20 protein-coding genes and 1 pseudogene are annotated in these 13,754 nt (G+C 63.8%); 14 read left to right on the plus strand and 7 right to left on the minus strand.

Annotation, left to right across the window (positions count from 1 at the left end; translation table 11 throughout):
* The 5 genes and pseudogenes from DW309_RS06620 to DW309_RS06635 form a co-directional block, all read right to left on the minus strand.
* Positions 1-233 (minus strand): annotated as a pseudogene (locus tag DW309_RS06620) (hypothetical protein); the annotation flags it as partial.
* Positions 234-350: 117 nt separating this feature from the next.
* Positions 351-503: a hypothetical protein gene (locus tag DW309_RS19435; RefSeq protein WP_168387200.1), complete on the minus strand. Its 153-nt coding sequence runs from the start codon at positions 501-503 to the stop codon at positions 351-353.
* Positions 504-572: 69 nt separating this feature from the next.
* A complete protein-coding gene (locus DW309_RS06625) occupies positions 573-1,475 on the minus strand; it encodes a sugar ABC transporter permease (protein WP_136044913.1) in 903 nt (300 codons plus the stop codon).
* Position 1,476: 1 nt separating this feature from the next.
* A complete protein-coding gene (locus DW309_RS06630; protein ID WP_136044914.1) occupies positions 1,477-3,081 on the minus strand; it encodes an ABC transporter permease subunit in 1,605 nt (534 codons plus the stop codon).
* 72 nt (positions 3,082-3,153) lie between these two features.
* The gene (locus tag DW309_RS06635) at positions 3,154-4,362 is read right to left on the minus strand and encodes a sugar ABC transporter substrate-binding protein (protein ID WP_136028863.1); all 1,209 of its coding nucleotides are present in this window, start codon (positions 4,360-4,362) and stop codon (positions 3,154-3,156) included.
* Between the two features lie 189 nt (positions 4,363-4,551).
* On the opposite strand from DW309_RS06635, the gene DW309_RS06640 reads away from it, so the two are divergent.
* Complete coding sequence (locus DW309_RS06640; RefSeq protein ID WP_136028861.1) at positions 4,552-5,040, plus strand: YajQ family cyclic di-GMP-binding protein; 489 nt, start codon at positions 4,552-4,554, stop codon at positions 5,038-5,040.
* Positions 5,041-5,069: 29 nt separating this feature from the next.
* On the opposite strand, the gene DW309_RS06645 is transcribed toward DW309_RS06640, so the two are convergent.
* Positions 5,070-6,152, minus strand: a complete 1,083-nt coding sequence (locus DW309_RS06645; RefSeq protein WP_136044915.1) for a tyrosine-type recombinase/integrase — start codon at positions 6,150-6,152, stop codon at positions 5,070-5,072.
* Complete coding sequence (locus DW309_RS06650) at positions 6,127-6,702, minus strand: helix-turn-helix transcriptional regulator (protein ID WP_136044916.1); 576 nt, start codon at positions 6,700-6,702, stop codon at positions 6,127-6,129. Before DW309_RS06650 ends, DW309_RS06645 begins: the two co-directional genes overlap by 26 nt.
* Before the next feature lie 66 nt (positions 6,703-6,768).
* Between DW309_RS06650 and DW309_RS06655 the strand changes: the two genes are divergently transcribed.
* The 13 genes from DW309_RS06655 (at position 6,769) to DW309_RS06710 (ending at position 13,399) form a co-directional block, all read left to right on the plus strand.
* Positions 6,769-6,969, plus strand: a complete 201-nt coding sequence (locus DW309_RS06655) for a helix-turn-helix domain-containing protein (protein ID WP_136044917.1) — start codon at positions 6,769-6,771, stop codon at positions 6,967-6,969.
* Between the two features lie 77 nt (positions 6,970-7,046).
* Positions 7,047-7,337, plus strand: a complete 291-nt coding sequence (locus DW309_RS06660) for a hypothetical protein (protein ID WP_136044918.1) — start codon at positions 7,047-7,049, stop codon at positions 7,335-7,337.
* Positions 7,327-7,818 (plus strand): hypothetical protein, encoded by a 492-nt coding sequence (locus tag DW309_RS06665; RefSeq protein ID WP_136044919.1) that lies wholly within the window; start codon positions 7,327-7,329, stop codon positions 7,816-7,818. Before DW309_RS06660 ends, DW309_RS06665 begins: the two co-directional genes overlap by 11 nt.
* A 50-nt stretch (positions 7,819-7,868) precedes the next feature.
* Positions 7,869-8,045, plus strand: a complete 177-nt coding sequence (locus DW309_RS20215) for a DUF3039 domain-containing protein (protein ID WP_446724684.1) — start codon at positions 7,869-7,871, stop codon at positions 8,043-8,045.
* The gene (locus DW309_RS20115) at positions 8,042-8,164 is read left to right on the plus strand and encodes a hypothetical protein (protein WP_275090193.1); all 123 of its coding nucleotides are present in this window, start codon (positions 8,042-8,044) and stop codon (positions 8,162-8,164) included. Before DW309_RS20215 ends, DW309_RS20115 begins: the two co-directional genes overlap by 4 nt.
* 66 nt (positions 8,165-8,230) lie before the next feature.
* Positions 8,231-8,662: a hypothetical protein gene (locus DW309_RS06675; RefSeq protein ID WP_136044921.1), complete on the plus strand. Its 432-nt coding sequence runs from the start codon at positions 8,231-8,233 to the stop codon at positions 8,660-8,662.
* Positions 8,659-9,759 carry an AAA family ATPase gene (locus tag DW309_RS06680; RefSeq protein ID WP_136044922.1) on the plus strand — a complete coding sequence of 367 codons (1,101 nt, stop codon included), beginning with the start codon at positions 8,659-8,661 and terminating at the stop codon, positions 9,757-9,759. The genes DW309_RS06675 and DW309_RS06680 overlap by 4 nt, the downstream gene beginning before the upstream one ends.
* Positions 9,756-10,055: a hypothetical protein gene (locus DW309_RS06685; protein ID WP_136044923.1), complete on the plus strand. Its 300-nt coding sequence runs from the start codon at positions 9,756-9,758 to the stop codon at positions 10,053-10,055. Before DW309_RS06680 ends, DW309_RS06685 begins: the two co-directional genes overlap by 4 nt.
* Before the next feature lie 74 nt (positions 10,056-10,129).
* Entirely contained in the window at positions 10,130-10,432 is a 303-nt protein-coding gene (locus tag DW309_RS06690) for a hypothetical protein (protein WP_136044924.1), read from the plus strand.
* A gap of 184 nt (positions 10,433-10,616) precedes the next feature.
* Positions 10,617-11,177 (plus strand): hypothetical protein, encoded by a 561-nt coding sequence (locus DW309_RS06695; RefSeq protein ID WP_136044925.1) that lies wholly within the window; start codon positions 10,617-10,619, stop codon positions 11,175-11,177.
* Positions 11,178-11,674: 497 nt separating this feature from the next.
* Entirely contained in the window at positions 11,675-12,268 is a 594-nt protein-coding gene (locus DW309_RS06700) for a hypothetical protein (protein ID WP_136044926.1), read from the plus strand.
* Between the two features lie 15 nt (positions 12,269-12,283).
* Positions 12,284-12,520, plus strand: coding sequence for a hypothetical protein (locus DW309_RS06705; protein ID WP_136044927.1), 237 nt, complete (start codon positions 12,284-12,286; stop codon positions 12,518-12,520).
* Positions 12,521-12,682: 162 nt separating this feature from the next.
* On the plus strand, positions 12,683-13,399 hold the full coding sequence (locus tag DW309_RS06710) for an NYN domain-containing protein (protein WP_136044928.1): 717 nt from the start codon (positions 12,683-12,685) through the stop codon (positions 13,397-13,399).
* Positions 13,400-13,754 lie beyond the last annotated feature (355 nt).

The raw sequence follows: 13,754 nt of genomic DNA on the forward strand, positions 1-13,754 counted from the left end.
GTGCCGGGGTGGTCGCGCTCGGCGGCCTCGAACGCGGCCAGATCGGGGTCGACCGGCGGGTCCTGGCGCTCCGGGTTCGCGTCGGCGGGCGTGCGCTCCGCCTCGGCCTCCGCGTCGGAGCCGGGAACGTCCGCTCGGGCTGCGGCGGCAGCATCGAGACCGGCGTTCGCGCTGCCGACGACGTCGTCGACGTCGCGCGGCTTCTCGGGCTGACGAGCCTCGGGATCACTCATGGGGGTGCGCCTCTCATCGATGTGTGCTCTGCGAGGGTACCGCCGCCCGTCCTGGCGCTCACGGAGGCGTGCCGACGTGTCGCCGGGTCGGTGCCTGCGGAAGGGGGGCGTCGCGGATCAGGGCAGGGCGGAACGCAGAGCGTCGCCGAAGAACTGCGCGAGCACCGGCATCATCGGCAGCGAAAGCCACAGGAGGCCGCCGATGATCACGGTGCAGATCACCCCGGCCACCCAGCTCATCCCGATGCTGCGACCACCCACCCGTGCCATGTCGCCAGGGTACGTCGCGCCCCGCCGGCCGTCGGGGTGCAACGCCGAGGCGACGGGTGGCCGGAGGGCTCAGCCCTTCGTGGCGCCGGCGGTGAGACCGCCCACGATGTACTTCTGCAGGAACAGGAACAGGATCATCACCGGGATCGCGGCCATGACCGCGCCCGCGCTGAAGGCCGACCAGTCCGCGTAGCGCGGATTGGCGACGAGCTTGGTGAGCCCGACCACGAGCGTCTGCTGATCGACGTCGACGAGCATGACGCTCGCGATGACGTACTCGTTGACCGTGCCGATGAACGACAACAGCCCGACCACGGCCAGGATGGGCGCGACGAGGCGCAGGATGATCGTGAAGAAGATGCGCGCGTGACCCGCACCGTCGATGCGCGCCGCCTCGTCGATCTCCTTGGGGATCGTGTTGAAGAAGCCGTACATCAGATACGTGTTCACCCCGAGCGCTCCACCGAGGTAGACCAGGATCAGCCCGGTATGGGTGTTCAACCCGATCGCCGGGAACCAGTCGCCGATGGTCGACATGAGCAGGAAGATCGCGACGACCGCGAGCAGCTGCGGGAACATCTGCACCACCACGATCGTGACGAGACCGACGCGGCGCCCGGCGAAACGCATGCGCGAGAAGGCATACGCGGCGCAGGCGCCGATGAACACGGTCACTGCGCCGGTGACCACCGCGATGAGCAGGGTGTTCAGGAACCAGGTGCCGTATGGGTTCTGGGGGTCGCTCAGAATGCGTACGTAGCTGTCGATGCCGATGGCGGAGAACAGCTGGTTCGAACCGGTCAGCGTGCCCTTCGGGTTCAGCGAGGCCGAGACCACGTAGAGCAGCGGGAACAGCGCGAACGCGCTCACGACGATCGCGACGAGGTGCCGCCAGCCGGTGTCGGCGAACCAGGCGCGGAACGAGCGGCGGCGCGGAGCCGGACGGTCGGCGGTGGGGCTGGTCGTGCTCATGTCAGTTCAGCTCCTCGAGGGCCTTGGTCTTGCGGAAGCTGATGATCGAGATGGTCGCGACGACGATGAAGATCAGGATCGTGAACGCCGAGGCGAGTCCGTAGTCGCGGGTCTGCCCGGTGAAGGCGACCTTGTAGACCATTGAGATGAGGATGTCGGTGTGGCCGACCGGGATCGACACGTCGCTGAACCGGGGACCCCCCTTGGTCAGCATGTAGATCAGGTTGAAGTTGTTGAAGTTGAACGCGAACGACGAGATCAGCAGCGGGGCCACCGTCACCAGCAGCAGGGGGAGCTTGATGCGCCGGAAGATCTGCCAGGCGTTCGCCCCGTCCATGACGGCCGCCTCGTTCACGTCCTCCGGGATGCCCTGCAGCGCGCCCATGCACACCAGGAACATGTACGGGAACCCGAGCCACAGGTTCACCAGGAGCACCGACACCTTCGCCAGCACGGGATCGGTGAGCCACGGGATCGCGGCACCGCCGAACAGCACCTGGTTGATGAAGCCGAAACTCTCGTTCATCATGCCAGCCCACACCAGCGCCGAGAGGAACGCGGGGAACGCATACGGCAGGATCAGGATGATGCGGTAGCCGTTGCGGAACCGCATCCGCGTGTTGTTGAACACGAGCGCCAGCAGCAGCCCGAGGAAGAACGTGGAGGCCACCGAGACCAGGGCGAAGACGAACGTCCACACGGTGACCGAGATGAGCGGACCCCGGATCGAGGAGTCCGTCACCGCGCGTACGAAGTTGTCGAAGCCGACCGTCGTCTGCCAGCCGGGAAGGAGCTGATCGCCGTTCTCGGCGGTGAACGCACCCTCCCCCGTGTCGCGGTACACGGTGCCCGTGTCCGTGTCGGTGATGGTGTCGGCCGTCGCGTCGTACGCGAGCGTCGAGACGTACAGATAGCCCTTCTGCCCGTCCGGCGCGCGGAGGCTCCCGTCGTTCGGGTCGTCGCTGAACGGCACCGAGAGCTGCTCCAGCTGGTCGGACAGCGTGAACACCGTCGCGAGCGGAAGGGTGGTCCACCCGTCGACCGCGACCGCCTGCGCGCCCTGGAAGTCGGCGTCGACCTCGTGCAGCGGCTCGTCGGCCGTGCCGAGCAGCGCATCGCCCGTGTCGGGGTCGGTCACCAGGAAGCCGTAGGTGCCGAACTGCTCGACCACGGTCACGGGGTAGGTCGGCGAGTCCTCGACGCGCTCCTGCGCGGAGGCGAGGAGCGAGGAGATCGCCTGCTCCTTGGTGCCGTTGTGGCCGGTGCCGTAGTTCGTGAACCCGATGTACCCGGTGTAGAGCAGCGTGAACACCTGGAAGAGGACGAGGAAGATGATGCCGGGGGTCAGGTATTTCGCCGGGACGCGCCGGCGCGAGAAGTAGATGTAGTTGACGAGGATCGTCACCAGGGCGACGATCGCGAGGATCAGCCACTCCCGGTGCGCGAAGAGCACGAAGGCCGCATAGACCGCGATCGCGTCGACGATGGCCAGCAGCAGGATCTTCAGCAGCATCCAGCCGATCGGTCGGGACGCCGCTTCGGCGATGGCGGCGGCTTGGCGCTGTCGTTTGGTCGGAGGCGCGATGCGCTCGTCGGTGTCTGTCATGTCGTCCTCGTCATGATCCTGCCGGAGCGGGCGGTGCGGCCCGCTCCGGCAGGGTCTGTGCCGTTGCGGCGGTTACTTGATCGCGGCGGTCACGTCGTCGACGAGCTTCTGCCACGTCGCCTTCGGGTCCGCACCGTTGATGATGGCGGCCTCGGCCACACCCCAGTACTGCCACACTGCGCCCATCGCGGGGATCGCCGGCATCGGGACGGCGTCGGCACCCACGGCCTGGAATCCGGCGATGATCGGGTCGGACGCCGCGGAGTCGGCCGCAGCGGTGAGGGCGGGCAGCACGTTGCCCGCCTTGAACAGCTCGAGCTGCACGTCCTCGGTGCCGATGTAGTTGACGAGGAAGTCGTTCGCCGCGACCTTGTTCTTCGACTCGGCGCTCACGAAGAAGCCCTTCACGCCCGCGAACGGGGAGGCGGTCTGGCCGGTGGGGCTCGGGATCGGGTCGATCGCGACGTTGATGCCGGCGTCGGTGGCCGCACCCACGTTCCACGGGCCGGTCAGCCAGAACGCGGCCGTGCCGTCGAGGAACTGCTGCTTCGCGATCTCGCCGTCCACGTCGGTGTTGAGCGTGCCGGCCGCACCCTGAGCGCCCAGCCAGTCGGCGAAGGCGAAGCCACCCTCGCTGCCGAGCTGCAGGTCGCTCGGGTCGTAGCTGCCGCTGTCGTCGGTGCCGAAGACGGGGGCGCCGAACGCGGTCTGGAACGGGTACAGGTGGTACGGGTTGCCCTCGGTGCCCTGCTCGACGACGAACTTCCCCTTCGAGACCATGTCGTCGAAGCTGGTGGCCGGCTGGGGCACGAGGTCGGCGTTGCGCAGGACGGCGATGTTCTCGACCGCGTACGGCAGCATGTAGACCGTTCCGTCGTAGGTCGCAGCCTGGAGGGCCACCGGGAGGTAGTCCTCGGAGCTGTCACCGAGCTCGATCGGGGCGACGACGCCATTGGTCGACAGCTCGCCGAGCCAGTCGTGGGCGCCCATCACGATGTCGGGGCCCTTGCCCGTCGGCACCTGCTGGATGAAGTCGTCCTTCATGTCGTCGACGGACTTGCCGACCAGCTCGACCTTGACGCCGGTCTTGTCCTGATAGGCGTCGGCCGCACCCTGGAGGGCGTCGACACGTTCGGCGTCGACCCAGACCGTGAGCGAGCCGCTGTCGTCGCCGCCGGAGGAGGATCCGCCGCTGGTCCCCGCGGAGCAGCCGGCGAGCGTCAGAGTCGAAACGATGGCGATCGCGCCCGCGGCGAGCACGCCCCTCTTGTTCACCTTCATTGGTGTGTGCCTCTCTCAATGCTGTTCAACCTGCAAGGACTGCAAGCGCTTACAGTATGCATCGATCAGGAGCGGGATCGCAATCGAGAGCAGCGTCGATATCAACCTGTGATGGGGCACGCGGGGCGGCACCCGACTGAAAACGCTTCCACGCCTGTCGTCACGTGGGCTGCTCGATACACTGCCTGTATGGCTGACAGTTCCTTTGACATCGTCTCGAAAGTGGATCATCAGGAGGCCGAGAACGCCCTGAACCAGGCACGGAAAGAGGTCGAGCAGCGCTACGACTTCAAGGGCACCGGGGCATCCATCGCGTGGAGCGGGGAGCAGATCCTCATCACGGCGAGCTCGGAGGAGCGCGCGAAGGCCGTGCTCGACGTGTTCCAGTCGAAGCTCATCAAGCGGGGCATCTCCCTGAAGAGCCTGGACTCGGGCGAGCCGTTCGCGAGCGGCAAGGAGTTCCGCATCGTCTCGAGCCTCAAGGACGGGATCTCGTCGGAGAACGCGAAGAAGATCGGCAAGATCATCCGCGACGAGGGGCCCAAGGGCGTGAAGAGCCAGATCCAGGGCGACGAGCTGCGCGTGCAGTCGAAGAGCCGCGACGACCTCCAGGCCGTGATCGCTCTCCTGAAGGGCTCCGACCTCGACATCGACCTGCAGTTCGTCAACTACCGGTAAGCACCCCGCCTGACCTGGGGTTTCTTGATTCAGGTCCGCCCTGAGTCCGCATTTCTCAGAACGGCACCCATGAACGTGGCCGTCGCAGAGCGAGTCTTATCCTCTGCTGACGGCCACAAGTGGCTGTAGACATCGAGCGTGATCGACGGTTGAGAGTGGCCGAGTGCCCGCTGCACCGTCACCACGTCACACCCCGACGCGATCAGGTTCGACGCGAACGTATGCCGGAACGTGTGCAACGTGACCGCGTCGTCATACCCGAGTGTCTTCCGGATCTGACGCCACGTCTCCCCCGCGCTATTCCGGTTGTAAAGATGCCCCATCAGAGTACGGAACAAGAACCTGTCAGGTGGTCCATCTGCACCTGACGTGAGCATTTCCACGAGCCCAGCGGGCACGAAGACGTCCCGCTCTGATCCCGCCTTCGGGGGGATCACTTTGATCGTCGGAATTGACGTTCCCTGCACCTGGCGACGTACGGAGATAACACCGCGCTCCACGTCGATGTCCCCGACCTGCAAGCCGGCCGCCTCACCCAGCCGCAAACCAGCGAACGCGCACACCGCGATGAATGACCGGAAGTCACCCGCGGCCTCGAGCGAGTCGGCGACTTGTTGCGCCGTCAGGATGCGCATCGTAAGGTCACGCTTGCGCTGTCGGGGCGTCTTCACTCGAAGCGCTGGACTCCGCGGGATCACCTGGTTGTCGACGGCGGATCGAAACGCCATCTGCACATAGTTGAGTCTCGTGCGAATGGTCGACGGCGCAAGGCCGCGCTCAGACTCCCGCGTCACCCAGAGCTGCACGTCACCAGGCTTCACATCACGGATGGCCTTCTGACGCCACGACACCGATTCCGCGGCGGTGTGCGCGGCCGTGACTGAGCCATCAGCCCAGACCTGCATGTCCAGCCAGCGCGATACCCAGTCATCCCACGTAACGCGGCCAGCCGCGGGGTCAACCCACGCACCCGACGCTATTGCTGCTTTCTGTTCGACGAGCCAGCGATCACCTTCGCGTTTCGTCTTGAAGTGCTTGGCGTGCTCCTTGCCGTTCTGGTCACGATACCGAGCCCGCCAGACCCCGTCAGGCCTCTGCTTGACGCTCGCCATCGGGGCTCCCCTCAGCTGCGGGCTCTTCGCGTTGCAGAGCTATACGCATCTGCATAGCCAGTAGTTGCTTTCGGCTTTCGTTGCCTACATGGATAGTGATCAGGTCGTTGATGTTCTGCAGCATGCTGCCTTCACTCTCACGGGCGGACTCATGGGCCGCCGCCAGCAGGGCGTCAAGCTCCTTGAGCGGCCGCGGGGCGATTGCGACTTCCGGCAGATAGAAGAGCCCCATTGGCGTGAAGCCCAGGCAGTCAGATAACGCGAAGAACTCCCCCACCCGCAGCGGGCGCTTGCCGGCTTCGATCTTCGCGATAGCGGTTTGGTGCAGGTTGAACCCTCTGCTCTTCACCAAGTCCGAGAGTTGGGCCTGGGAAAGCCCACGCCGCTCGCGAACGCCTCGAATGCGAGTGCCCATCGCCTTCTCCATGTCGAGCCAGGCCGCTTCGACATTGGCTCGTGCTCTCTGGACCTCATCTGCCGCTTCATCCGTCACTTCATCAGAGTAGGACATGACGGTTGAGATTCCAACCTCGTCCAGGTTGACCAGCACCAGGCAATGCCGTACGCTTAACCTCAACAAGGTTTGAAACTCAACCCAGGAGAGAATGGAGATGCGATGACCGCAGCGCTGGCAGCAGCCGAGCCTGAACTGCTCACAGTCGAAGAGGTCGCCGAGCTGACGCGACGCACGCCCGCGTCGATCCGCTGGCTGATCCACACGAATCAACTCAAGTCGGGCAAGATCGCGGGCCGTCGGCTCATCCGCCGATCGGACCTCAAAGAGTTCATCGAAGCGGGGTTCGCCACCGCAGGATGATGACTCGTTTCCACTCGGCTTCCCTTCCGCGGGCGAGGTTGGACCCGCGCGAAGTCGATCAACTCATCGACTATGCGATGAGCGAACTCGATAGGCACAAGATGTCGTTCATCAACGACGACGGAGTTCTGGTCTGCATCGGAACATCGCGAGGAAAGATGGCTCGCCTCGCTCGAGACGCGCTACGCGTCCTCGGCCCCGAGAAGGCCCGTCAGACAGTCGACGAACATATTGCCAACCTCATTGAAGTCGAACGCGATTCATACCGCCTCGGCTTCACAGACATCAAAAGGAAAGCCGCCGACCTGCTGGAACAGGGCGACGGCATTAGTCAAACGAAAATGAAGGAGATTCGAAATGACTGGTAACACCAGTATCGCAGATCCACGCGCCAACCGCACCTTGTTGGAAGAGGGGGTGGAGAGTACAGCGGCAACTCCGCCCCCCACCCGCCGCGATCCCGGCTGGGACGAGTACTCGGCAACCTACCTGCGGGCTCACCCCGAGGTGTCAGCCGCGGCACCCTCGTGGACGGAAGAGCTCGAGTTCCTGGACATCGAAGACGAGGTGGAGGGGACTGTCTTCTCCTTCTCTCGCACCATCCGGGACGTCGAGCTCTACGGCGGGGGACGCCTCCACCCGGACGGCCGCGTTGAGCTGTACGACAACGGGGTGCCGAGCATCTATGTCCGCGAGGAGCTACGTGCTGACGAAGACCCGGACGTGGCTCGTCGGGCGATGGACGTGGCCGAAGACCTGGTTGCCGCAGCGTTGTTGTTGAAAGGCGAACCGAGGTTGTTGAAGCGCGACGCGGCGACGGAGGAAGCACTTCGGGAGCGGGAACAGTGAGCGTCCTGACCGTCACCCGTCCGACGCCAACTCGCACACGAACCGATGTCGTGAATCACTGGGTACCCAAGTCGGCGATCCTCGCAGGCGTGGTCAGCGGCGAAGCGGCTCGTGCCCTTTGTGGACAGATTTTCGTCCCGTCATCGCACGGCGGCGGTTCCGCAGCGGACGTGGCCGCAAGCGTGTGCCCGCTTTGCGAAAGCGTCTACGACGGGTTGCTGCCGTGACGACGACCGAGATGCAGTCACGCAACTCTCGCCCGGACCTGTTCGCCATCGCGGACGACCTACTCGAAGCCGAGTTGATCCGCTCGGGCGGGTTGAGCTTCGACCGCATCGAGCGCTGAAACGGTGCCCCTCATCCCCGGGGATGAGGGGCACCGTTTCATTCCGCCGGCCCTTGAGGAGGGGAAGTGACAACAGAAAACACGAGGCCCCAGCCGTCAGGTGAGGGCCTTTCTCGTATCCAGATCAGCGCAGAAGCATCCCGCGCAATCGACGCATGGGCATGGGCGCTGGCGGACGGCTCCCTCAGGCTCTGGCAGCTACCGGACGCGATCAACACGCTCTGGACGCTCGCATTCGAAGAGGGGCGGCGGTCACGCGACCACGAAGTGCACGCGCTCCAGCTCGATGCGGACCGTTGGTGGCTCAGGGCATTCGGCGATCAAGACCGAAAGCAGTACCTACTTGAGCGCCTCGAAAAGGCGGCGGATCTCGCGAACCGCCCCGACGTGGACGACGTGCTCGACGAAACCTGGCGCATCTACCTCGCCAGCCTCGACAACCTTCGGGAGCCCATCCAGCTTCCAACAACTCAATTCAAGCGAAAGGAGGTCGCATGAGCGGTGCAGGTCGAATCTCTATGTCCGATCTGATGGGACGAAGCTTCGCCCCCATCCAGTATGTGATCCCCGGAATCATCCCCGAAGGTCTCACGATCCTCGCGGCACCGCCCAAGGTCGGTAAGTCATGGCTCGTCCTCGACCTCGCCTACCAGTTGGCCACCAGCGGCACCGCCCTCGGCGCCGTACCCGTCGACCGGGCACGGCCCGTGCTCTACCTGGCTCTCGAGGACACGCCACGACGCCTACAAGCACGGCTGCGTCACCTCGACGTGACAGAGGCCCCGGAAACGCTGTACTTCCAGACCGAAGTTCCGCCCGGAGAAGTACTCGACCAAGCCACCGCTTTCATGGGTGAACACCGCGACCAAGCGCCCGTCGTGATCGTCGACACCCTCGGCAAAGTCGCTCCCCCGGCAAACGCTGGCGAAAGTGACTACCAGAGGGACTACAGAGTCGGCGGTGGGCTAAAGGCAGTAGCCGACAGCGTCAGCGGCGGATCGGTAATCGTCGTTCATCACACAAGGAAGGCAGCGGGTGACGACTTTCTCGACTCGGTGTCGGGAACTCAAGGCCTCGCCGGCTCCGCTGACTCCATCCTCGTACTGCGCCGCGACCGCAACACCGACCGCGGCAGCCTCTCAGTCACGTCACGGGATGCAGTCGAGGGCGAGTACGCGGTCAATCGCGATGGCGTGCGCTGGGTGCTCGTCGGGGGCGAACTGACACAGGCGGCTGTTGCGCTCGCTCAGGACCGGATGACGGAAAATCTGGGCGAACTCTCTGCCGAGGTCGTTGAGTTCGTCAACGCGCACCCGGATGGAGTGCTCGCGGCCGATGTCGCTCAGAGCCTGCAGATCCCCACCCCGACGGCGAGGACCTACCTATCTCGAGCGTTTGCTGCCGGTCGAGTCGAGAAGGCCAAACGAGGCCTATATACGCCTGTTGCGAGTGTTACGACTGTTGCGTCAGCACTAACCGACGACACACAAATAACACTCGCAACACTGGTTCATGACACCTACTGCGTACACGGTGTGACGATCGGAGCCAAATGCTCCAGGGCCGGATGCGACGGAACGGCGGCGTCAGCATGACCGCACGAATCCAGTTCATCCGAGAACGACGCAACTTCACCAAGGTCATCATCGACCGACCAGTCGGCGAGACTGCCACCCCCGCGCAACTCGACGCTCTCCGCGATCTCACCGTCGCAGAGTGGATCGCGTTCGCACACCCAAGAAACGGTGCACGGCCGACGCTCACGTTCATCAACTCGCCTACCCTGACGCAACTCTGGACAACCAGGGATCGAGAAGCCTTCGTGCGGGACGAGATTAACCGCATTCACGGGATGAACCGCAGACGACCCCGCCGGCGGCGACGCAAATGATCCGTCCCGACGTCATCGCCACTGCCCCGTGCAATCACACGTGCAACGAACAGCCACATGAGAAGGGAACACAGATGGGCGCAGCAGCCCCGAAGCCACTCAACTTCCGCGCGCTCAGCAACGCGTGGAATGACCCCATTGCGTTCGCTCGAGAGCTGAGCCGCTACTACTCGCAGCTCGAAGCCTCGGGGCATCGGCAGCGACCGCGCGACTGGACCACCTCACTGAGAAAGGAGAAGCCCGTGAACACCAACGAAGAGCCGACAGCCGGACTCCACGAACCCGCCGGCCTCAAACGCACCGAGCCCGGACTGTACACGCCCGAGGACATGCAGAAGATCGCGCCCGGACTCTACGCCCCGAATGAGACGCAGTGACAATCCGGGCAGCAGTCCTCTGCGACGAAACCGACTGCGACGCCGTGTTCGCAAGTACCGATCGGCTCACACACTACGAACTCATCGCCGAAGCCCACCGCGACGGCTGGGCATCAATCCTCTCGAACGGGCATTGGACCAACCAGTGCCCAGACCACATCAACTAACCAAAGGAGAACATTTTATGTCGCTGGACACCCTCAACAAGAAGGTCGACGCGTTGCGAGAAGAAGCTGACCTCTTGAAGCGCACCTACATCAAGCAACGAGAAACGATCCTGAGCGACCGGTCGCTCAGTGACGAAGGGAAGAAGGAACTCCTCACCGCTCGCCTGAAGGAAGTGAATGCTCGCCGCGCGCAGCTCGAGGCCGAAGAGGTAAAAGCCCTCGATGCCGAAGTGCAGTCGGCGAGGGGATCGCTCACAATGCGCACCGGCGGCAAAACCTACGACCCGATCGCGGAACGCAACGCCGACGATCGCGCGGACCGGCTCGCGTCTGAGAGTGAGGCCGTCAAGGTCGTAGAACGGTCCCTCGCAAACGACGACCGTTCTCTCACGCAAGCCGTCCTGCGACGGGCGATCAACGACGGCTGGGACGAGGCCATCGCAGTCATCGGCACGAAATATCCGCTCGCGGTAGAAGCAGTCGAGACCATTCAAGCGATCGAACAGCACCGTGAGAACCCGACAGAAACGATGACTCGCACGATCACGTACGCGAGCGTCAACGAGTTCGGCAGCTAGAGCTAGCTGCATGTGGGCGCCCCACCCCCGGGGTGCCCACATTCTCGCTCCCGAGGCATTGCGAGCCATACCCCCCCTGATATTCCGGGGTTTTCTGCGCACCACCTCACTTAGAACGGAGGACACCATGAGTCGAGGTTTGGGCCATGTGCAACGCGAGCTCGTCGAACGACTGCGATCCATGAACCCCGGTGCAGGCATCTTGCCCGGAGACAACGGCGGAAACACGCGGCGCGCAGCCCTACGCCTCGCTGACAGGGGGATCGTGACCGTCGAGTACCGGCGTCTCTTCGGGCGTCGTCGACTCGTCATCCGGCTCTCACGACGGCGATCTGACGATCTCCGTGTGTGAAAACCTCGCAATGCCTCGGGAGCGACTGTGGGGCCACCCAGGGGGGGTGGGGGGCCGGGGTGAATGGCCAACAGATTGGTTAAACCGTCGCGTTCTTGCGACAGAAGGAAGGCTTTTGATGGGTGTTGATCATCTTGGGTTGGGCATGTCGCTCGATCAGTTGCTGCGAATCGTGCGGCGAGAAGCTGTGGCAACCTTGCAGAACTCGGCGATTGGCCGCGCGGGGCTCCGCTTTTACGACGCTGGAAGTGCAGTGTTCGAAGGCGGCGGCGGAGTCGATGTCCGCCATTCCGGTTACGTGAAGGTCGACGGCGACTTGACCGGTTCAGGTGACTTCGATTGGACCGGAAGCTGGAGCTTCGCCGGCCCGGGCACTGTCACCGGCTCCGTCGCGTGGTCCGGCGACATCACCCTTACGGGCGACATGGTCGTCGCGGCCACGGGTCGTATGTTCGTCGGGAGCATGATCATCGACCCGAACAGCAACGGAGGATCGATCAAGTTCTCCGGTGGCCCAGAGGTGTACGCGTCGGGGTCAAAGCTGTCGCTGTACTCGGGTTTCGGAGCGTTCATCGAGCTGGACGGGTCGTCGGCGAAGATCAACGGGCCGGGTGCGAGGTGGTTCGAGGTGACAGCGGCGGGATTTCGTGCTGTGGGTCTTCCCACTCGCAGCGGCACCGGGCTACCGTCCGGCGCTGTAGGCGCAGATGTTGACGGCACGCTGTGGCGCGCCGCCTGAACGAGGGGTAGGGGAATGGAACGTGTGAAGATCTTTTACTGGCGTACGGATATAGAGATCCCTGAGTCGCAGCAGAGCTTCACCTGGAGCGAACTCGCGTGGATTCATGACAAGTCCTTCATCGACCAGGAAGGCGACGGCTGGACCGTCGTGAGCAACACGGTGGTGTCCGTCATCGGCGACGACAACGAGGTGCTGATGGCCACGACGATGGTCCAAGATGTCGATCACTCGCTGCCGGACGTGATGTAGTCGGACACGGTCTTCGACCGCTTCTGGTGGTGACGCTGGCTGCACAAACGACGACGGCCCCTTTCGGGGCCGTCAAACACCAGTTGGCGTGGGTCAACCGATGCGGGGTGTGTAGTGACACTACCACGCTCCGGGTGGGTGTTCGCTCACTAGTATCAGAAAATGTCGAAGAAGACGCTCATTGCCTACGTGGACGGGTTCAACCTCTACAACGGCATCCACGAAACGTTCAGTCACCGCTACTTGTGGCTTGATCTCGTGAAGGTGCTGCAGATGTTGCGGCCGAATCACAAGATCCTTCGCGTCAACTACTTCACCGCGCCGCTTCTCGACGACCCCGACGCCCAGAGCAGACAGGCCACCTACTGGAACGCTCTGACTGCGATGCACGGCGATCTTGTTCCGATTATCACTGGGCGCTACCAGCGGTCGACGTACACATGCAAGGACTGTGGCTCGGAGCGACCGAAGTACGAGGAGAAGGAAACCGACGTCAACCTGGCCCTGACCATAGCCCGCGACGCAGCTACTCAGGAAGCGACGGACTACTACCTGATATCCGGCGATAGCGATGCCGCGCCGGCGATCCGCGAAGCCCAGAGAATCAACCCGACCGGCTTCTACAAGGCGTACTTCCCGCCGAGCAGGAAGTCTGAGGAACTCACAGCCCTGATGCCTGCTTCTGAGGTGATCGGCCGCACTCGCCTGCGAGACGCGCAACTTCCTGAGGTGGTTCATGGCCCAAGCGGCCAGGAGCATGTCCAGCCGCTCAAATGGAGGCCGGAAACGTTTCTTGACGATGGGCTTCCCGCCTCGCCCCGTCCGCCCGTCAGCGTTACACCCGCAGACCTCGCGCGCTATCACCGGACTCACACCTAAGAGCGATCCGAAGTGGGTCCGAAACCGCGCCCATGCCGCGTGCGCCTCCGCCTTCCCCTGTCTGCGCTCTATCGCAGGTGGAGTCCTACGGCACGGCCCAACTCACCCGGGTGACATCCGCACGAGGAGTCTTCCCTCAGCGATACACGATGCGAAGAATGGTCGTACTGAGAGACTGAGAAACACTCCTGGCGGGGTGGCCTCTCCGTATTGAACGCCCCTCCGCGGTCCCCCAGCGGAGGGGCGTTCTTAACGCAGGTCAGGGCTCGGATCGCGTCTTGTGGCTGCGATTCCGTACGAAGCCGAAGATGAGCGTCCCGAGGAACAGGATGATTCCGATGATGGCTAGCCAAAG

Source organism: Microbacterium sp. K41, from assembly GCF_004794395.1.
GTDB classification, from domain to species: Bacteria; Actinomycetota; Actinomycetes; order Actinomycetales; family Microbacteriaceae; genus Microbacterium; species Microbacterium sufflavum.